The organism is Pseudoalteromonas sp. OFAV1, from assembly GCF_021532595.1.
Lineage (GTDB): Bacteria > Pseudomonadota > Gammaproteobacteria > Enterobacterales > Alteromonadaceae > Pseudoalteromonas > Pseudoalteromonas lipolytica_C.
The window spans coordinates 12,292-32,889 of sequence record NZ_JAKGBG010000004.1; the positions used below are offsets into that span (position 1 = coordinate 12,292).

General features: G+C 38.0%; 19 protein-coding genes. 7 read left to right on the forward strand and 12 right to left on the reverse strand.

The window, feature by feature from the left end; all coding sequences use genetic code 11:
• Positions 1–6 precede the first annotated feature (6 nt).
• The 5 genes from L1267_RS03250 to L1267_RS03270 all read right to left on the reverse strand — a co-directional run bounded on the left by L1267_RS03250 (position 7) and on the right by L1267_RS03270 (position 7,220).
• Positions 7–1,581 (reverse strand): BCCT family transporter, encoded by a 1,575-nt coding sequence (locus L1267_RS03250; RefSeq protein WP_135924685.1) that lies wholly within the window; start codon positions 1,579–1,581, stop codon positions 7–9.
• Between the two features lie 331 nt (positions 1,582–1,912).
• Positions 1,913–3,580, reverse strand: coding sequence for an asparagine synthase B (asnB, locus tag L1267_RS03255; RefSeq protein ID WP_235382085.1), 1,668 nt, complete (start codon positions 3,578–3,580; stop codon positions 1,913–1,915).
• 365 nt (positions 3,581–3,945) lie between these two features.
• Complete coding sequence (locus L1267_RS03260) at positions 3,946–4,881, reverse strand: biotin-dependent carboxyltransferase family protein (protein ID WP_199526457.1); 936 nt, start codon at positions 4,879–4,881, stop codon at positions 3,946–3,948.
• The gene (gene pxpB, locus L1267_RS03265) at positions 4,878–5,543 is read right to left on the reverse strand and encodes a 5-oxoprolinase subunit PxpB (RefSeq protein WP_199526458.1); all 666 of its coding nucleotides are present in this window, start codon (positions 5,541–5,543) and stop codon (positions 4,878–4,880) included. The genes L1267_RS03260 and pxpB overlap by 4 nt, the downstream gene beginning before the upstream one ends.
• A gap of 153 nt (positions 5,544–5,696) precedes the next feature.
• On the reverse strand, positions 5,697–7,220 hold the full coding sequence (locus L1267_RS03270) for a leucyl aminopeptidase (RefSeq protein ID WP_235382086.1): 1,524 nt from the start codon (positions 7,218–7,220) through the stop codon (positions 5,697–5,699).
• Positions 7,221–7,429: 209 nt separating this feature from the next.
• On the opposite strand from L1267_RS03270, the gene msrA reads away from it, so the two are divergent.
• The gene (gene msrA, locus L1267_RS03275; protein WP_235382182.1) at positions 7,430–8,653 is read left to right on the forward strand and encodes a peptide-methionine (S)-S-oxide reductase MsrA; all 1,224 of its coding nucleotides are present in this window, start codon (positions 7,430–7,432) and stop codon (positions 8,651–8,653) included.
• Between the two features lie 56 nt (positions 8,654–8,709).
• Here the strand turns inward: msrA and L1267_RS03280 are convergent, their stop codons facing one another.
• The 3 genes from L1267_RS03280 to L1267_RS03290 all read right to left on the reverse strand — a co-directional run bounded on the left by L1267_RS03280 (position 8,710) and on the right by L1267_RS03290 (position 12,137).
• Positions 8,710–9,183 carry a hypothetical protein gene (locus L1267_RS03280; protein ID WP_138557494.1) on the reverse strand — a complete coding sequence of 158 codons (474 nt, stop codon included), beginning with the start codon at positions 9,181–9,183 and terminating at the stop codon, positions 8,710–8,712.
• 209 nt (positions 9,184–9,392) lie between these two features.
• Positions 9,393–9,812: a hypothetical protein gene (locus tag L1267_RS03285; RefSeq protein ID WP_135924667.1), complete on the reverse strand. Its 420-nt coding sequence runs from the start codon at positions 9,810–9,812 to the stop codon at positions 9,393–9,395.
• Positions 9,813–10,094: 282 nt separating this feature from the next.
• A complete protein-coding gene (locus L1267_RS03290) occupies positions 10,095–12,137 on the reverse strand; it encodes a winged helix-turn-helix domain-containing protein (protein ID WP_235382087.1) in 2,043 nt (680 codons plus the stop codon).
• A 158-nt stretch (positions 12,138–12,295) separates the two neighbouring features.
• Here L1267_RS03290 and L1267_RS03295 point away from each other — a divergent pair, with 158 nt between their 5' ends.
• The 4 genes from L1267_RS03295 to L1267_RS03310 all read left to right on the forward strand — a co-directional run bounded on the left by L1267_RS03295 (position 12,296) and on the right by L1267_RS03310 (position 16,010).
• Positions 12,296–13,735 carry a serine hydrolase domain-containing protein gene (locus L1267_RS03295; protein WP_235382088.1) on the forward strand — a complete coding sequence of 480 codons (1,440 nt, stop codon included), beginning with the start codon at positions 12,296–12,298 and terminating at the stop codon, positions 13,733–13,735.
• 227 nt (positions 13,736–13,962) lie between these two features.
• Positions 13,963–14,397 carry a GNAT family N-acetyltransferase gene (locus tag L1267_RS03300; protein WP_235382089.1) on the forward strand — a complete coding sequence of 145 codons (435 nt, stop codon included), beginning with the start codon at positions 13,963–13,965 and terminating at the stop codon, positions 14,395–14,397.
• A gap of 108 nt (positions 14,398–14,505) precedes the next feature.
• The gene (locus tag L1267_RS03305) at positions 14,506–14,919 is read left to right on the forward strand and encodes a hypothetical protein (RefSeq protein ID WP_235382090.1); all 414 of its coding nucleotides are present in this window, start codon (positions 14,506–14,508) and stop codon (positions 14,917–14,919) included.
• 173 nt (positions 14,920–15,092) lie between these two features.
• A complete protein-coding gene (locus L1267_RS03310; RefSeq protein ID WP_235382091.1) occupies positions 15,093–16,010 on the forward strand; it encodes a hypothetical protein in 918 nt (305 codons plus the stop codon).
• Between the two features lie 70 nt (positions 16,011–16,080).
• Here L1267_RS03310 and L1267_RS03315 read toward each other — a convergent pair whose 3' ends face one another.
• Positions 16,081–16,503: a hypothetical protein gene (locus tag L1267_RS03315; RefSeq protein ID WP_135924653.1), complete on the reverse strand. Its 423-nt coding sequence runs from the start codon at positions 16,501–16,503 to the stop codon at positions 16,081–16,083.
• Positions 16,504–16,854: 351 nt separating this feature from the next.
• Between L1267_RS03315 and L1267_RS03320 the strand changes: the two genes are divergently transcribed.
• Both L1267_RS03320 and L1267_RS03325 read left to right on the forward strand, forming a co-directional pair.
• On the forward strand, positions 16,855–17,307 hold the full coding sequence (locus L1267_RS03320; RefSeq protein ID WP_135924651.1) for a hypothetical protein: 453 nt from the start codon (positions 16,855–16,857) through the stop codon (positions 17,305–17,307).
• Positions 17,308–17,406: 99 nt separating this feature from the next.
• Positions 17,407–17,754 (forward strand): hypothetical protein, encoded by a 348-nt coding sequence (locus L1267_RS03325; RefSeq protein ID WP_235382092.1) that lies wholly within the window; start codon positions 17,407–17,409, stop codon positions 17,752–17,754.
• Between the two features lie 47 nt (positions 17,755–17,801).
• Here the strand turns inward: L1267_RS03325 and L1267_RS03330 are convergent, their stop codons facing one another.
• From L1267_RS03330 to L1267_RS03340, 3 genes are all read right to left on the reverse strand, one after another.
• The gene (locus L1267_RS03330; RefSeq protein ID WP_135924646.1) at positions 17,802–18,680 is read right to left on the reverse strand and encodes a LysR family transcriptional regulator; all 879 of its coding nucleotides are present in this window, start codon (positions 18,678–18,680) and stop codon (positions 17,802–17,804) included.
• A gap of 540 nt (positions 18,681–19,220) precedes the next feature.
• Positions 19,221–19,877 (reverse strand): 3-oxoacid CoA-transferase subunit B, encoded by a 657-nt coding sequence (locus L1267_RS03335; RefSeq protein ID WP_062564432.1) that lies wholly within the window; start codon positions 19,875–19,877, stop codon positions 19,221–19,223.
• A gap of 11 nt (positions 19,878–19,888) precedes the next feature.
• The gene (locus tag L1267_RS03340; protein WP_199526468.1) at positions 19,889–20,587 is read right to left on the reverse strand and encodes a CoA transferase subunit A; all 699 of its coding nucleotides are present in this window, start codon (positions 20,585–20,587) and stop codon (positions 19,889–19,891) included.
• Positions 20,588–20,598 lie beyond the last annotated feature (11 nt).

Consider the following 20,598-nt stretch of genomic DNA (forward strand, 5'->3'; position numbering starts at 1 on the left):
TAGTGGTTAGTTTCTTGGCTCTGTACGTAGACCAAGGATTAAACTTACACACATTAATAGCAATACAAAGGTAAACGGTAAGCCCGTAGATACGGCACCGGCTTGTAATGCTTCGATAGCTTGTGTGCCACCAATCCAAACAAGCGCTGCTGCAATCGCACCCTCAATTGTTGCCCAGAAAATACGTTGTGGTACTGGCGCGTCAACTTTACCACCGGCAGTGATAGAGTCGATAACTAATGAACCTGAGTCAGATGATGTAATAAAGAACACGAGTACCAGCACAATTGCAATGAATGAAAGCACTTGCGACATTGGCAGGGCTTCAAACATTTGGAACATCGCAAGTGGTACATCAGTTAAACCTTTCTCACCTAGTACACCCACTTTATCAATAACTTGTTCAATAGCGATACCACCATAAATAGACATCCAGAAGATAGTCACAACGGTAGGCACAAGTAATACGGCAATTAAGAATTCACGAATTGTACGACCTTCAGATACACGCGCAATGAACATACCTACAAACGGTGACCATGAAATCCACCAAGCCCAGTAGAATACTGTCCAGCCGTGCATCCAGGTTTCATCTTCACGGCCATGTGGGTTACTTAACGGAATAATGTTTTCAACATAACCCATAACAGTATTAGGAAGATTACCAAACGCTGCTGAAAAACCAACGAGAGCAACAAATACGAGTAATACAAATGCGATAACCATGTTTACATTACTAAGCAGCTTAACACCGCCGTCGATACCACGAACAACAGAGATCACTGCAAGTAGAGTAACACCAACAATAACGCCGATTTGTAGACCAATACCGCTATCAGTACCAAACACATGGTTTATACCTGCTGCGGCCTGCTGTGCGCCTAAACCAAGAGACGTTGCAAGACCAAATAAGGTGGCAAGTACAGCTAGAATATCAATAAGATGGCCCGGCCAGCCCCATGCTTTGTCACCTAAAATAGGATAAAAAATAGAGCGGATTGATAACGGCAGGCCTTTGTTGTAGCAAAAGAATGCTAACGAAAGCGAAACAACGGCGTAAATAGCCCAAGGGTGTAAACCCCAATGGAACATAGTTGCACCCATTGCTAATTTCGCAGCCTCTGGTGTGTTTGCTTCAACGCCGAGTGGTGTTTCGTACCAGCCTGTAAAGTAAGCGACAGGCTCTGCTACGCCCCAAAACATTAAGCCAATACCCATACCCGCAGCAAATAACATTGCAAGCCATGAAATACGAGAGTGAGTTGGGCGCGCTTCTTTACCACCAAGGCGGATATTGCCGTATGGTGAAACAATCAACGCCAAGCAAAACAATACGAATAAGTTTGCTGACCACATAAAAAAGCCATCAAAATTATTAATAATGTCGTTTTTAATTCCATTCAGGGTTGTTTTTGCTGTTTCAGCATCTGACACAAGTGTTGCCACTAAAAATAGCGCGATTAAACCAGCACTAATGCCAAATACAGGGTTGTGCACATCAAAACCCCATTTTTGTACATTGTCCTGACCGACGGTGTAGTCGGTATTGTCGATACTGTACTTATCATGATGTTCGCTCATGAATACCTCTTGTTGTAGTTATATCTAGCAGAAAGCTAAACGGCCGGTTGGCACATCTCGGCTAACACTGTTTATACGGATGAAACCGAAAAATAGTTTGTAGACGAACTAAATTTGTACCAAAGTTTAGTCTTTAGTGTAGGAGTTCGAAAAGAAATGTAAATGGTTTTGTCCCTAAACAGCCGAATAAATGCGGTTTTTTACGTTTTTTGTTGGAATTGTGAACAATTTGATGCGGCAGAGGAATAATTTGATGACAGTATTATTTCAAAACAAATTATTTCAATTGAGAGGAAAGTGCTGCAAACACAGGGCTTGCAGCACAAAATTACTACTTTTTATAAGCGTCGTTATGAACGCCAGCAGCACGACCAGAAGGGTCAGCATTGTTTTGGAATGACTCATCCCAAGCAAGCGCTTCAGGTGTTGAACAAGCAACTGATTTGCCATGCGGAACACATTTTGCCGCTGCATCACCAGGGAAGTGCTCTTCAAAAATACTACGATAGAAATACGCTTCTTTAGAATCTGGCGTATTAATCGGGTATTTATATTTAGCGTTAGCAAGGTCTTGATCGCTTACTTGCTCGCTCACATACTCTTTTAAAGTATCAATCCAGTTATAGCCTACACCATCAGAGAATTGCTCTTTTTGACGCCATAACACTTCGTCTGGTAGATAGCCGTCAAACGCTTCACGAATAATGTGTTTTTCGATTTTACCGTCTTTACACATTTTCGCTTCAGGGTTGATACGCATTGCAACGTCTACAAATTCTTTATCTAAGAAAGGCACGCGTGCTTCTACACCCCAAGCAGCCATAGATTTATTAGCCCGTAAACAGTCAAACATATGTAGTTTAGACACTTTACGGTTTAGCTCTTCATGGAACTCTTGCGCATTAGGTGCTTTGTGGAAATAAAGGTAACCACCAAAAAGCTCATCAGCACCTTCGCCAGACAACACCATTTTTATACCCATGGCTTTAATTTGACGCGCCATTAAGTACATAGGAGTTGAGGCACGAATGGTTGTCACATCGTACGTTTCAATGTGATAAATCACTTCGCGAAGAGCATCAATACCTTCTTGAATAGTAAAGTGGATAGGGTGGTGAACCGTACCAATCATATCTGCAACTTTTTGTGCAGCTGCTAAGTCTGGTGAGCCCTCAAGACCAACTGAGAAAGAGTGCAGTTTTGGCCACCAAGCATCAGACTCGTCATTATCTTCGATACGTTTTGCGGCGAAACGTTGCGTGATAGCTGAAATAACCGATGAGTCTAAACCGCCTGATAATAGAACACCGTAAGGTACATCACACATTAGTTGACGTTTAACAGCAGCTTCTAAGCCTTCTTTAACATCGCTTGATTTAGCTTCGTTGTCTTTTACTGCGTCATAGCTTTGCCAATCGCGGCTGTAATACTTACGAAGTTGACCATCTTTGCTCCACAAGAAGTGACCCGGAGGAAACTCTTCAATGTGTTTACAAATTGGTGAAAGCGCTTTTAGTTCTGAAGCAACATAAAAATTACCATGCTCATCATGACCTGTGTAAAGCGGGATAATACCAACATGGTCACGACCTATTAGGTAGGCGTCTTGTTCTTCATCGTATAAACAAAAAGCGAAAATACCATTCAAGTCGTCTAAGAATTCAGGCCCTTTTTGTTTATATAAAGCTAAGATAACTTCACAGTCTGATTGAGTTTGAAACTTAAAGTCTGTTTCTAGATTTGCCGCAAGCTCTTTGTGGTTATAAATTTCACCATTTACAGCAAGGATATGTGTGCGCTCTGGATTATATAAAGGTTGAGCACCACTTGATACACCAACAATAGCAAGACGCTCGTGGACTAAAATAGCTTTATCAGATGAATATACGCCAGACCAGTCAGGTCCGCGGTGTCTTAAAAGTTTTGACATCTCAATTGCTTGACTTCGCAATTGGGCGGGATCAGATTTGATATCTAATACCCCAAATATTGAACACATAGTGACTCCTCATTCCAAATATGTGCGCAGTTAACAGAATTTATATAACTGCGAATGTTTGTTTTAACAGAAATAATTACCTAAGTCACACAGCTTTTTTAAATATTTGAGAATAAAATATGCACCAAGTGTTATTGCTTTGCACCAAAATGGGATGGCTGCCTAAGTTGTGAGCAATTTAAATACTTGATTTGAACAAATAGGCTGGTTTGAAGTGGTAAATAGCGCCATTAAAAGTGATGTTTTACGCACTGTTTTGGTGCGTTGCGTTAAGCAAACTAATTGTTCAATTTGTTAATTGAAGATGTATAGACAAGTGGGAGCCTTAAGAAAGCAAGTGGCAAGCCACTTGCTAATCAGATTAACTATTTGTTTTTGTATTTTAGCGCAATGGCTAATTGATTAAGGTGAGCTGTTAGCTTTTCTTTCGCCTTAAAAGCATCTGCTAGAGTAACAAACTTGAAATGTAAAAAATCACCTGGCTTTAATTGGGCAAAATGACGAAGATCAGCGTCGATCACAGTTCCTAGTAAAGGATAGCCACCGGTTGTTTGCGCATCATTCAATAATACAATTGGTTCACCATTTGGCGGTAACTGTATGCTGCCTGGTGCTACTGCCATCGATGGCAATGACACATCATGCTCTAAGCTACACTCATCACTTAATAATCGTGTACCCATGCGGTTACTATTAGGTGATACATGCCATGAATGATTTATAAAATTAACTATGGTGTCTTTAGGCAAAACTGCAGCATGTGGGCCAGCATGTATGCGTATTTGGGTGCTTTTAGGTGGTAGCATTGCACCTAAACCGACTTTAGTGTTGTATTTTGGTATTACCTCAAAGCTGTCTCCAGATTTCAGTGCTTGTCCGGTTAGACCACCAAAACCAGCAGTTATATCTGTTGAGTAGGAATCTAATATAGGGTCAGGTAGCTGCCATTGTCCGCCTATAGCAAGGTAGCTTCTAAACCCATGACGTGCGGCATTTAGCTTTAACACATCACCTTTTTTAATGTAAAAACTCCAGCCTGGTTCAATCGCATTACCATTAACACTGGCTTTCATATCTGTTCCATGCAAGGCAATGTAGTAGTCGTTATCGAACTTAATTTCAGCAAGACCTAGTGTGATCTCAATGACTGGATTGTTGTCTGCGTTTCCAACTAATCGGTTTACTATGATCTGCGCATAAGGATCAATACAGCCAGATTGGCCAATTCCCAAATGACGAGCACCCACGCGGCCTTGATCTTGTATAGACATTTGCATGCCAGGTTTAACGATGGTGATCATTTTAACACCTCCTGAATAACAAACTCTAAGGTATCACCGGGTTTAACAGCACAGGGAGAGGTTGCATTAATATCGAATAATTTAAAGTCGGTGTGACCGATTATTTGCCAGCCACCGGGTGACGTTTCAGGATATACGCCTGTTTGCTCGCCACCAATAGCAACAGACCCTTTTGGCACTGAGATGCGCGGCTCGCTTCGACGTGGCGTATATAATTTAGGATCCAAGCCATCTAAGTAAGCAAAACCAGGTTGAAAACCTAAAAATAAAACAGGGTAGATTTTACTACTATGTAACTGCGCGACTTCGTCAACAGTTAAGTTGTGCTCTGCAGCTACATGAGCAATGTCAGGGCCATGTTGACCACCATATACGGTGGGTAGCTTGTGATGAGTTGATGCAAAATCTTTAGTCGAAGTCTCTTGCCACTGCTCAAGCAATAATGGCAGCCAACTTGCTAGCTTTTCAGACTCTTTTAGATACAGAGTTAAGTTGTTATTAGCTGGAACAACATCAACGAAATCTCCCGTCGATTGGCAAAATTGAGCCAGCGCCCAAATCTTTTTTTGTGTATTTAAGCCATGCTCAGCACTTTCATATGCATCGAAGAAGATACAATGCGTAGTGAGCGCCATAATCTTTGGTGTGCTTTTTGTCGTCATTGCAGGTCAATCTTATTATTATCCCTTGATACTATTTAGCATATAGGGTGAGTGCTAATGATGTAAATGAGTGTTTAATGTTAATTAGAAAAACTCATGATTGCCAAGCAGTTATAAAATCATTACAGCTGCTTGGCGTATTACTATGTGTTATTACTTAGCGTTGTTTAAAAGCCAGTTTGATAACAAGCGAACACCATAACCAGTGCCACCTTCAGCTAACTCATCTTTAGCTTTGCTGTTAAGTGCATTACCAGCAATATCGATATGAACCCAACGGGTATCGCTGGCAAAGTTTTGTAAGAAACTTGCTGCTGTCGTTGCACCTGGACCATGCGAACCAATATTTTTAAGGTCTGCGATATCCGATTTTAGTGCATCTTCGTAACCTAGTGGTAAGCGCCATAAGTTCTCGTTAACCTGCTTTCCTGCAATTGTAAGTTGCTCAACAAGTTGGTCATCATCAGAGAAAACCGCTGCGTATTCATTACCTACAGCACCGATTTTTGAGCCAGTCAATGTAGCCACATCAATCATAATACTTGGTTTAAACTTGTCGCGGGCATACCACATTGCATCACTTAGCACTAAACGGCCTTCAGCATCTGTATTAACTATTTCAACGCTTAAACCTTCTGCTGTGCGAACAACATCACCAGGCGCTACAGAGAATTGTGACACCATATTTGCAGCCATACCCATTACAGCCACTACGTTGGTATCTGCTTTTGCAAGTGCCATTGCTTTAACGGTACCCAGTACTGCTGCTGCGCCTGCCATATCTGATTTCATGCGGGCAATCGAAGCACCTGTTTTAATACTATAACCACCAGAGTCGAAGGTAATGCCTTTACCAATCAATGCAATTGGGGTGTCTTTATTACCTTGGTAATGTGCAACAACTAAACGCGAACCTTCTTCACTGCCACGGCCAACAGCTTCTAACGCACCCATGCCTAATTTTTTAATTTGTTTTGGTTCTAAAACGGTAATTTTAACGCCTAATTTTTTTAACTCTTGTGCGGCTTTTGCAAAATCAGATGGCGTCATCTCAGTTGCAACTTCTGAAGTTAAGTCACGCGCTAAAAAGACACCTTGTTCAATGCTTTGTAGTAACTTATGGGTTTTGACCGCTTGGTCTAAATTTTCAACATCAACAGTATAGTTAACTACATGTGTATCTTGTTCTTTTTTGTATTGTTCAAAGCGGTGGTCACGTAAATTAGCACCATGTGCAAATTCAGCAGCGTATTTAGCATTGATTTCACTATCTTTAAGCTCTGAAAAATCAAGGCTCACAGTTGCTTGTTTTGCTGATTGTAATTTTGCATGAACATTACCACCAAGCTTTGCCATTTTAGCTGCATTAAGTTCAGCTTGCTCACCTAAGCCTACAAGTACAATACGTTGGTGTTCGCTGCCGTTTGGTGCAATAACTTCTAATGTCTTGCCATAGCCCGCTTTAAAGTCACTAAATTCGATAACTTTATTTAAGTGGTTTTGGGTTTCTGGTTTTAAGTAATTAAAGTTAGCAACTTGGCTATCTGTGTCTAAAAACAACACTAATGTGTTGTCTTTCGGTTGAATCGATTTTGCAAAAGTGAACTCTGCCGCATTAACTTGCGTAGCAAGTGTTATACCCAGAGCAAGAGCAGACAAACTGTGTGCAATTCTCATTTTTAATATCCCAATGTTAAAAAGCTGTGTTTTACCGTAAATAGGCTTAAGAGTTAAATTGTTAGCGGTGAACAGCCGTTTGCATGCGTTTAAGGTGAAATAATAAATAGGATTACTCGGTCTGCTCTATTACAGGCTTTTACGAGGAAATAAGTATGACAATTAAGTCGATATTACTGACATTATTCACTTGCAGTGCCATTTTCACTATGAATCATACAACAGCGCAAGAGATGCCAGACAACGCAACCGGACATATTGAAACAATTGTGCTTGGCTCTGGTTGCTTTTGGGGAGCTGAAAAACGATACGAAGCACTTGATGGTGTTTTAGATGCGGTATCTGGTTATGCTGACGGTAGCGGTTTTAAAGCAACCTACAAGAATATAACACGTAGCGCACGTCGATTTGATGAAAATAACTACGCAGAAGTTGTCAAAGTGACTTACAACAGTAATCAGTTAACGACAGAAGAATTATTAAAATACTATTTCGAAAATCATGATCCAACTCAGTTAAATCGCCAAGGCAATGATATTGGCACTCAATACCGCTCAACAATTTTGGTTAGTAATAACGAGCAACTTGAGGTTGCTAATAAACTTAAAGATGAATACCAAGATAAGTTAACAGCAGCAGGATACGGCAAGATTGTTACTGTTATAAAACCTCTCGATTCGTTTTATGCGGCAGAGGAATATCATCAAGATTATTTAAAGAAAAACCCTAATGGTTATTGCCCGGATCACTCCACAGGGGTTGTTTTTACGCCAGTAGAAAAACAGCAAGTTGATAACACGGCCTTATTAACCAATAAGCAAATAGTCGTTATTGATGCCAAAGGTTATTGCCCTTATTGTGAAAAATTTAAAAATGAGGTCGCAAATAATTATCAAGGCACAATTCCAATGACTTTTCGCCATGCAGATCAGCTTGATGGCTTAAAAATTAAAACTCCAACATGGGCAACACCCACGTTATTATTTACAGAAAATGGCGAAGAGATATATGGCCGTCAAGGTTATGTGAGTAAAGATGAGTTTTATAAAGCGTTAGGGGCATTTAAATTAGGTGATAGTGAAGCATTCAGAGTTGCATTCCATGCCAGAACAGATAGCCCATTTTGTAAACAATACGATATCTTTAAAAACACACCGGATGGTATTTTTGTTGATAAGCTAAGTGGGGCGCCATTATTCGATACTCGTGATAGGTTTAATTCGGGAACCGGTTGGCTTTCATTTACTCACCCGGTAAAAGACAGTGTGACCATGCATGAAGACAACAGTTATGGCATGCAGCGCATTGAGCTTAAATCTAAAAGCTCAGGTATTCACTTAGGACACTTATTCCCGGGGGAAGGGCCAAGAGGTAAAGATAGATACTGCATTAATGCGACGGTGCTTGATTTTGTGCCACGTGATCAAATTTAACGTAGATACAAAAAAACCAGCCATTATGGCTGGTTTTTCAGCATTAGAATCAGTCATTACCACAATTTTAATTCCTGTTTTGCGCGATTTAAATTAAATGATACATATTCATTATCATCGAGTCTTGAGGCTTCATAAAAGTCAGCAATTGCTGCCGTATCATTATTAGCCATAAATCGCGCGACACCTCGGTTACTTAATGCAAACGACGTTAATTCATTACGTTTAAATCGAGATGCTTTAATCTCTTTTAATAGGCTTATTGCTTCAGTACAGTCAGCTTCAGCTTTTTCAAACTGCTTTAGCTTTACACTTGCAACACAGCGATTAAAAGGCGCTATATATTGATTTGCTGGATCTTCAGCAGACGTTACTAAACCAGCATTGTAGTCACCTTGCATAATCGCAATTGATGAGGCTTCGTCATCCACTACCATTAGTTTAAAGTCGATATCATTTGCTAACACCCAATTCGAACTCATGCAAAGTGAGGTAATCAAGATGGTTTTGAGAGGTATGAACTTGAACATTGTTTATCTCCTTAATAATGTAAGTACATCACTTACTCTATTAATTTAGAAACAGTGTTACTGATTGACAAACGACAAAAATACACCCATTAGATGAAAAAAAATATCTTATTGGGTAGGTGGCTTGAGTGTATATTTTAGACAAAAAAAAAGCCCAGTCAGAACACACAAGGACCGGGCTTACGACAACAATTTGGTTGGGCTAACTATTACAGCGCTAAGTTTTGCTTCGCGCGGTTTAAGTTATGATTTACCAGTTCATTTTTTGAGATTTGAACTGCTTCATAAAAGTCTGAGATTGCAGCTGTATCATTTTCTGACATGATGCGTGCAACACCGCGATTACTTAACGCAAATGATGTTAATTCACGGCGTTTGTAGCCTGGTACTTTACTTGTGTTTAGAAGTGAAATCGCTTGTGTACATAGGTTTTCAGCTTCTGAAAAATTCTTTTCTTTTACGCTTAATGCACAGCGGTTGAATGCAGTTTCATATTCATTGCTTACATTATCGTTTGTTTGAGCTTGCTCAATAACCATCAGTTTATAATCAGCTTGGTCGGCTACTGCCATCGCTGAGCAAGTTAATAAAGAGCTAAGTGCAATAGTGGTTACAAGTGTTTTTAACATGATAGTTTTCCTCTGAATAAGTTGGTGTTTCTTGCCAACGAGTGAACTTTAAAATATTCCTATAAGCTAAACAAACGATTAAATTAGAACTGATAGATGAAGAAATTTAATCTATAGAGTAATTACTCAGTTCTCAGCGATTTAGTAGGGAAAATTAGAGAGGAGAGTGTCTGAAAATTACTTTCAAACACAATAAGCTTTGTTTTGTGAATGCTATTTATGTACTGATGTTATCAGTTTGGTTGAAAACACATACTCTAGGTCAGCTAGTTATGATTGAAGCTATTTATTTAATGTAATATTCAAAACTAAAATATCTGCTGTATCAGTTTGTTCTTTGAGTAAGATAGTATTACCGCTTATAGCAGTTATTTGACTACATAAATCCGCACAAAACTTTTCAAAATCAATACTTAAATTTTGAACACCTAGTTCATAATCGTAAAAATTCATTGTCCTTGAGTCGTTTTCTTTGTATTGAAAATAGAAGCCATTTTTAATAGGGTAAATGCTTGAAATAAAATGCGTATTATCAAATAGATTGATACCAGAAGCAGTGATTACTTGGCCAATTGAAAAACTCAGTAATTCGTCGTTATCATTTAAAAAAATATCTTTATCTTTCAATTGCGTTTTTAATGACACTATTTCGTCAGTAACTAAATCAAATTTAACTATTTCATCATTGTGAGTGTTCTTATCAACAAACAAAATAGCATCTGACTGTTTATACCACCCGATTGGATACCCAATGATTCCATTTAACCATTCGATTGCGAACTGGTCTTCCTCTAGCTTAATAAGAAATGGTTTGTTATTTATACTGCTTGCGATAAGTGTTCCAGAGGGGTCCCATATTGGTTTTGATAAAGCATATTCTTGCTCAGTGTTAACGAACAATAATTGTTCTTCTTCAGTCTCAATATGTTTAAGAAAAAGTTGTGGAAGTCCATTTTTCATTGACATGTAGGCGATGAGTTTTTCATCAGGTGAAAGTGCAGCTTCTTTATCAATGGTATTAGAGTTTACGATTTTTATAGGAGTAGAGAGTGAATCTAAAGCGCTAATCAAAATATCTTGATCAGACTTAGCCTCAATAAAATACAGTTTGTCTTTAACGATTTGTGGATAAATCAAAAAGTTATAGCTTTTAAAATTAAGAGTCGTTAATTGGCCGTTTAATTCAAGTTGTTTTAACTCACTGCCATTACTCAATAACAAAGAGTCACCATCGTTAAACCAAGTCATAAAGTGCCAGTTATGATCAATTTCACCGACTGATTCAAGGTTAAAACTCGATAAATTTAATAGTTTTACCTCCGAGATTGCATCTTCATTGAAGCCAATTATCGCTAATTGTTTCTGGTTAGGTGATAAAGCGAGCTTGTAGGGCTTGAAATCATCATTTGGTTGAAGAATTTCGTAAGAATGGCCAGTAATCAAGTTATGTCGATATAGGCTTACATTACGGCTGTGTTCGGAACTGTTTTGATTTGCTAAATAGAAAAGGTTTTCTTGTTCATCTATAAAAAACAAGCTGTTCCAGGTTATATCTGTACGAGAAAAGAGTTTTTCTTCACTGATCACGTTCGCTTCTGTATCTAGTTGCAGTCGATTGAATGAAATACTCCCTTCATCTTGAAACGAATATACAAGCGTATTTGTATCTGTATCCCATGCAAGGTAGGTAAACGCTTTTAAGTCTGTACATAATTCTTTATATGAATTTAATTGTAAATCTTTGATTAAAAGCCTTCGCTTATTAGGACGATTGGTATTTTGTATATAAGCCATAAAACGCCCATCAGGACTAACTTGTAGGTAACGCTCTTTTTCATTGCTTGCAGTAATAGGCTTAAGATCTTCTAAAGAAATGTGTTTATCTTCGTTAAGGAAATTGAAAAGGAAGATAATGATAAACAAAGCAGGGATAATTAAGAGTGCTAGTTTTGTATTTTTTATCTGATGTATTTTTGCTAATGGAGTGCTCGTTTTTTCATCAGGAAAACGTATTTCAGCCTCGAGACTATAGCCCCGCTTTGGGTGTGTTTTTATAATGTGCTTTTCTTCATCGGATAACGCTTGTCTTAACAAAGCAATATTTCTGCGAACTGAATTAGGACTGAAAATAGCTTGTGGCCAAACATTAGCAAAAAGCATTTCGGCTGATAACACTTGATGTGGTTTTTGCGAAAATACTTCAAGAAGTGCCATCACCTTAGGCTCTACAACAACAACTTTACCATCTGTTTGAATTTCGCCAGTCTCAAAATTAACCAAAGAGTCATTAAGAAAAAATTGTTTTGATAATTTACTTTCACTCAAGTTGATAGTTATCCATTTGTTATTATTAGTTATTTTCAGCTTAATGTTTTCTTAAGCTTTTCTTAATCACTACTTCATCGCTTTTTGTTATTCGCAAAAGTAAAAGTATCGAAAGGCCAAGCGCCATATTATTCAATAAACAATAAAAGGAATGTAAAGTGAAGCGATATTTACTAATGCTCATATTTTTTATGTGTTTTATTAGCCATAAAGCACATGCAATGAAAGAGGTAGACTATAACAAATTGGCAAGTCAATTTATTACGGTTTTAAACACTAAAGATTTAGATGAGATCGAAAAATTTGTAGTAAAGAACTTCTCGCCAAATTCTCTTGCACGCTGGGAGGGTAAAGGTAAAGACCGTTATGTTGGGTATTCGATGAATGTTGCGCTTTTTCATGGAGAGTTGAGTGTTATTTCTACAGAACTTGATACGTCAACTAATCGCATCCGTCATATAAGTAAAGTTTATTCAAAGAATACAGATATGCAGCATCAAGTAGTGTTATTTTTTAATGATGACCAATTTCAAGCAATAACAGGGTGGTCTATTGAAGAAACTCCACAAAACCAAGGTTCAAAAGGCTCTTTAACTGAGTCACAATTTATTGAAGAGATCAAAATTTATACTGATAAACTGGCGCAAAGAGGTAGTTTCTCTGGCACGGTATTACTTGCTAAAAATAATGACATTTTGTTTAGCGCTGCATATGGCTTTGCTTCACGTCGCTATGATGTGAAAAATAACTTAGAAACGAAGTTTCAAATTGGCTCAATGAACAAAATGTTTACTAGCGTCGCTATCTTACAGCTAATAGAAGCTGGCAAAGTATCGCTTGATGATCCGCTCACTAAATTTATTGATAAAAGCATTTTAGGGAAAGGTGATTTTAGCAAAATAAAGATTCGACACTTATTAAGCCATACATCAGGGATTGGTATTATTTCTGGCTATGACGAGATACAAAATAAGGTGCGGTCTCTTAAAGATATCCAACATTTATACACTTCAATTGATGCTACATTTGAACCCGGAACTGAATGGCGTTACAGCAATACGGGTATGGTTCTACTTGGTCAGGTGATTGAGAATGTAACTGGTGAAAATTACTATGATTACATAAATGAAAATGTATATAAAAAAGCTAACATGCAACAAAGCGGAAGTTATGACTTAGATGTGCCTGTCAAAAATACTGCCCGTAATTATTGGTTTTCTGTCGAAACTGGTCAAGTAACTGAAAATTTGATGTTTCAATCGGTAAAAGGGGGACCTGCAGGCGGAGGTTATTCAACTGTAGGCGATTTACACAAATTCGCCATGGCAATGCAAAATGCTCAACTAGTAAGTCGTGAACTCTCTAATAAAGCCTTATCAGCAAAACCTGAGCTAAATGCACCAAACTGGGGATATGGTTTCTCTGTGAGAAGTTCAGCAGGGAATACAACTGTTGGTCATAATGGGTCCCATTTAGGCATGACAGCAAGGTTAAATATGTATCAAGAAAAAGGCTATATTCTAGTTGTTTTGGGGAATTTTCAATCTTCAGCATGGCCTGTTGTGGCAAAAGTAGATCAACTCATAAAGCGTTTGTAAAAATTCATTAAAAAGAGGGGCGTATTAAAGCCCCTTATGAACAACCTGCAAATCTATTATTGTTAAATTTAATAACAATGTAATGGTTTTACGTTGTGGTAGTGTTTGTGTCAGTAGGCTATATCCTGTTAAAAAAGCGTTTTAATTATATATGTAGCAATCGGTTAGTAACTTTGTTAAAACTGATCCTCTTAAATAACAGGTGTTAACATCACAAAGGAATACTGGTGCAAGGATATAAAATCAGCACAGATAAAACTGACCTCGATTTTGAAGTAATTTACGGTTTTATTTCAAAAAGCTATTGGGCGTCCGAAATACCAAGGCAGACGCTAGAAACAGCCATTTCAAACTCATTTTGTTTTGGTGTTTATGATAGCCAAGACTCTCAAATAGGTTTTGCCCGCCTTATAACAGACAAAGCAACATTTGCTTATCTTGCTGATGTATTCATAGTAGAGAGCCATCGTGGCAAAGGTTTGAGCAAGTGGCTTGTTGAAAGCATAGTGTCTCATCCCGAGCTTCAAGGTTTGAGGAGAATGGTATTGGCGACAAGAGATGCGCATGGTTTGTACACGCAATATGGTTTTCTACCAATTGAAAATCCAGAGATGTTTATGCAAATTTGGAATCCAAATGTTTACCATGATCTAGAAAAGTAACAACAATTTAAAGGTTATTTAAAGCCAACTACATTTAATTCGTGGTGAACTTAGCGTTTTATAGCAGTTTTATCATATACAGGCATTAGTAAATTTAAGGACAGAATTATGAAAACAGGAATTTTATCTATCGGGTTATTATTTTCATCAAATCTTGCTTTTGCTGATTGTAAAATAGCGCTTGAAGAAAGGTTAAAAGACGATTTGAACCTCACATACCAACAATTTGATCAGACATACGATGCTGGGTTTAGGTTATTAGAAAAATCAGGTTGCCATGCTGAAGCCGCAATTCTGATAAAACGTTTTATTTCTCATAATAATTCAAAAGAAAGCTCGTTAACGTGGCATTTAGCTCAAATGGAAGGCTTGGCGGGTGATTATCAACAAGCGGTTTTTCACGCTAAAAAAGTATTGGAACCGCATGAAGATTTAACTTCCTCAAAAATGTATTGGAATGACTTTGTGTTAGGAAACATTGCTTTTTGGAATAAAGATAAAGAAAAGCTAAAAAACACATAGCAAATATAGAAAAAGGGCAAAGTTTTAAACCTAACCAGATAAACCTGAACTACCTGAATCAGTTACTCAAAAACTTTGATTTAAGTTACAAACAAGCATTGTCTGTGTAGCTATGAATTACTGAGACTTCAACCTATTTGATTTTAACTTTATAAAGATTCTTTATCATAATTATGCGAAATGTATCTAAAATTCATCTATTGGTAACACTTATATTAGTAGTGTTTTCATTTAAGCCACTTGCAAAAGAGCAGTCAGCTGATTTCGAGGTAATTAACCTTGCCGATGACTTTTATTCTTTATATCAGTCAAGCAAGACGTTGACTGCAGAAAATAGAGCAGAGCAGTTTTCTGAACATTTCACCTCTCAATTTGCGCCTTTTTATAGTGATAAAAGCTTTGTTAAAGCTATTGAGGGTTTCAGTGGTGTAGAAGAAGTATATTTATCAAAAAATAGGCGTTTATCTAAAGATTTAAACAGCAGTATGGAATCATTTATTGCTACTTTCCCTGATTTCAAATCTGAAACCCCCATTTACATACTTCACTCATTAGGAAGGTTCAATGGGGCAACGCGAGAGTTAAATGGTAAATCTTACTTAATGTTTGGTGTAGACCTTATGGCCAAATATCATACCTGGAAAAACGATACGCCATTTTTTCATCATGAGTTACTTCATGTTTATCATGAAAAATTATTTCACTGTAAGGATGAGTTATGGTGCTCGATTTGGACAGAGGGTTTAGCTACTTACGTTTCACATCAGTTAAACCCGTCTTCGAATAATGATGAATTGATGCTAAACATACCTAACAATATGGTTGAAAACGTAAGCTCCAGACTTCTTTATTCTCTTACTGATCTTAAGAAAAAGTATTACTCTAGGAACCCTGATATATATTCTTCATTTTTTAATTTCAGTAATGATGAGACAAAGCTGCCATACCGAAGAGGTTATTACCTAGGGTATATTTTAGCTAAAGAAATTGGCAAAAATTACACCTTAGAAGAATTGGCGAAATTGGATAAAAATACCGTAGAGAAACTATTACTGAATGAGCTTGACTCATTAATAGAATCGCAAAAATAAAAACTAATGACACATAAACGACAAAACCCAGCCGAAGCTGGGTTTTGAGACAACACAATTCTGTGAGAACTTATAACGCTAAGTTCTTTTTAGCACGAGTTAAGTTGTGCTCTACTAACTCGTTACCTGAAATTTGTACTGCTTCGTAAAAGTCAGACAATGCAGCAGTGTCGTTTTCAGACATGATGCGAGCAACACCACGGTTACTTAACGTAAACGATGTTAATTCGCGACGTTTATAGCTAGGTACTTTACTTGTACTTAGTAAGCTGATTGCTTTTGAGCAAAGTGTTTCAGCTTCAGAGAATTTTTTCTCTTTAACACTTAAAGCACAGTCATTAAATGCTTGTTCGTATTGACGGTTTTCTGCAATATCAGCAGTGATAGATTGGTCAATTACCATCAATTTGTAGTCACTCTGATCAGCCACTGCCATAGCTGAACAAGTTAATAAAGAGCTAAGTGCAACGCGTTTCATAAGTGTACTAAACATAATCTTTTCCTCTATTTGAATCGGTATCAATCGCCGACAAATGAACTTTAATTGAACAGCGAAAATTCAACAAACGATAAAAAATGACGTAATAGATGAAGAAATTTAACCTATAGACTTTAGTCTAATGTAGTGAGTTAGTCTTAAAGCCGTCAGCCGTCAGCCGTCAGCCGTCTGATGTGACCCCGATAAAGTAGACACGGGGTTTAAATAGCTAAAGTTTACGCTAACGAACAATAAAGGGGCTGAGTATGCAAAACAAACAAATTGTTGTTTATTAATGACTGAATCGGTACTTTAAGGTGGTATGTATAGTTGATGACTTAATTTATTTAGAATAAGCGTATAACCATGAAACTGATATTTGCGTTGTTACTTTTAGGGCCTGTTATTGCCAATGCAGCTGAAGATAAAGTTGCTGTTTATCTTAATTTTGAGCAGGCTTATTTGAGCAACGATGTATCTTTGTTTACGCCATTATTAAGTAAAAACTATACGATTAGACAAACATTGCATATTCCAGGCATAGGGTCAGATACTGTACCAGTTACTAAAGCTCAGTTACTTCAGGGCATGAAGCAAAACCCAAAGCCTAGTTCATTGCCACGCTCAAAAGCTGAATCAGTTAAAATAGAAACAATTTCAAAACAGCAATTCTGTGCAAGTTCACAAACTTTAGATCAAGTCGTAGTAGCAGGTAAAAACTACGAAGAGAAGGAACTACGCAAAGCCTGTTTTAAACATGAAAATAACCGTTATGAAGCAATATCACATACTATCGATGTTTATTACCGAGAGCTTTAATAGACATAGTTATAGATTCAGAAATTTCCGTGTATCAAATAAACGTACTAACTGATATTAATTACGGATAAACCCTATAAATGAGATAAGGACATAAATATGTACAAACAGTTAGGTTTAGTAGCAGGCGTATTTTTAGCATCAACAAGTTGTTTCGCAGCTGATAGTTTTCAAGTAGAAACATCAGTTTATAAAGCGAATGAGCTACTAGCATCACCAGTAATGCTGGTGGAAGAGAAGCAACCTGCAACCATTTCGGTTGGCGATTCTTTTAACTATGAAGTTACAGTGATACCACAAAAAGAGAATACGGCGGCAATAGAAACATCTATCACGCTCACTGGAAGATCTTTTACACCTTCTTTTATTGTGGAGTATGGTAAACAAGCGTCTTTTGAAATTGGTGAAAATAAAGTAAGTATTTTAGTAACCAAGTCTAAAAGCTAAATTAGCAATAAAAGACCCTCAATGAAGTTGAGGGTCGTTATTATTTGTTATTTTAGATGTTTAAAAGTATCAATCATCCATTTAATAAACAGCTCTAGCTGTGCATTTGTTTCGCTAGGGTCATGTTGCACTAAGTAGTATTTGTCTTTGGTTTTTAATGGCATATCAGTGAAATTAAATAGCCATTGCTCATCAAACCAAGTCTGACTAATAGGTAAGGGGATTAGGGCAATACCCATACCCTGTTGCGCTGCACGTGCCACACCAAACATACTATCAACCTGAATAATTTGCTTTGGTGCGAAGTCTTCTACACCGGCATGTTCTGCCCATTGATGCCAAGCCCAAGGACGCGCTTTGTGAAGTATAAGAGGTACTTCGTTTAAGGCCTGAAATGGGTTTTCTTGCCATGCTTGCCAGTTTTCTTTATTACATGCTGGTGTATACGATAGCGAAAACAGCTCATGTACAACGCCTTCATGCGGTTTAGATGAAGATAATACAATCGACAAATCGCTTTGCTTAGTCAGCTCTTTACGCGTTTTTAATGTATTAAGCTGTAAGTTAGTATTCGGGTGTTCACTAGTCCATTCGCTTAGCTTCGGCATTAAAAGTTCACTGGCGAAAAATTCAGGTAGTGTGATGCTAATAGTCACATTCTCTTGTAATTGACTAAACTCGTTGATGGTTTTTTCAAGCGCTTTTATAAGCGGTGACACAGAGTCATAAAAATTCTTACCTGCAGCTGTCAGGCGAATTGAGCGGGTTTGACGTTCAAACAGTTCAATACCCAATTGTTCTTCTAATTGTTTGATCTGATGGCTTACGGCAGAAGGCGTAAGGTAAAGTTGGTTTGCCGCATCTTTAAAACTAAGAGTACGTGCAGCAAAACAAAATGAGCGTAAGCCACGAATAGGTGTTTGCATAGTTAATTTCAGTAAGTCTCAATAGCGCTTGTTAGTTAATTAACTGCTAAGCAATTATTATCCCAAAATGTAAAAAGTAAGAGAGTAAAAAATAAATATAGCTAATCTTTGCATAAACGCATAAAAAACATTCGGTAATTGATTGTTTAATCTACTTTTATTGTGGATTGTGAATTTTACCATTTTTCTGAAACAGGTAACACCCTAAGCTTCAAAGACTTTCACCTCACAAAGTTAGGGCATTTTAAACCATTTGTGTGACAAATTGGTGCAAAAGTTCTGTAGCTAAGAGATAAAAAAAATCCCTCTTGCGAGGGATTTTGGGTAACTCAGCGCCATTGGCACTGGGAATGAGGTCGGTACATGGGATGATACCAATCGACTTAAATACTTAGTCATTCTAGCGTGCTAAATAAAGCGCTAACTGCGTTAGAAATTTCTAATGTAGAGTAACTACACGTCTAAATTTCTGCCTTGTTATCACTCTATTTTTCCGTCGCTATAAATGCCTAATAACTCAACACGACTGGTATGAGTGGTTTAAAAAACCATCTCTGGAACATCACCTTCAACAAGCAATTTGCCTGCCGTTTTGCTAATAATTTCATCTACTGACACGCCCGGAGCGCGTTCAATTAGATGAAATGCGCCGTCTTTAACTTCTAGTACGGCCAAATCAGTTACGATTTTCTTTACACAGTTAACCCCAGTTAGCGGTAAAGTGCAACTTTCTAATAACTTAGAGTCACCATGCTTGCTTGCATGAGTCATCGTAACAATAATATTCTTCGCGCCAGCAACGAGGTCCATCGCGCCACCCATGCCTTTAATTAGCTTCTTTGGGATCATCCACGATGCGATGTTACCGTTCTGATCAACTTCAAATGCACCTAATACTGTTAAGTCTACATGACCACCCCGTATCATGGCAAAACTATCTGCACTATTAAATATTGCTGCACCTGTGGCTGCTGTCACGGTTTCTTTACCCGCATTGATCATATCTGCATCAACTTGGTCTTTAGTTGGGTACGCACCCATACCTAGTAGGCCATTCTCAGACTGTAGCATGACTTCAATACCTTCTGGTACATAATTAGCTACTAGAGTAGGGATACCAATACCTAGATTAACGTAATAACCGTCTTGTAGTTCTTGTGCAACACGCATTGCAACTTGTTCACGTGATAATGCCATTTGAATGCTCCTTAATCGCGAGTTGTTACACGTTCAATGCGTTTTTCAAAGTTACCTTTGATCACGCGATTAACATAAATACCTGGGGTATGAATTTGGCTTGGCTCAAGTTCTCCAGGCTCAACAATCTCTTCTACTTCAGCAACAGTGATTTTACCTGCTGTCGCGGCCATCGGGTTGAAGTTCATTGCTGTGTGGCGAAATACAAGGTTACCGTAGCGGTCGGCTTTCCATGCTTTAACAATGGCAAACTCGCCAGTAATTGATTCTTCTAAGATATACGGGCGACCATCAAATTCTTTGACTTCTTTACCTTCGGCAACCGGAGTACCGTAACCTGTAGCGGTATAAAACGCGGGAATACCCGCACCACCAGCACGCATCTTCTCAGCCAGTGTCCCTTGTGGTGTTAAAACAACATCAATTTCGCCATCGAGTAGTTGTTTTTCGAAAAGGGCATTTTCACCCACATAAGAAGCGATGATTTTTTTAATTTGCTTATCGTGAAGTAAAACACCTAAACCAAAATCATCAACACCGCAGTTGTTCGAAACAACGGTTAGATTTTTAGTCTGTTTACGCTTAATTTCACTGATAAGTCCCTCAGGAATACCACACAAGCCAAAGCCACCAGCGATAATAGTATCGCCATCTTTTAAACCTTCCATTGCAGCTTCATAACTTGAAACCACTTTATCGAAACCGGCCATGAGCCTACTCC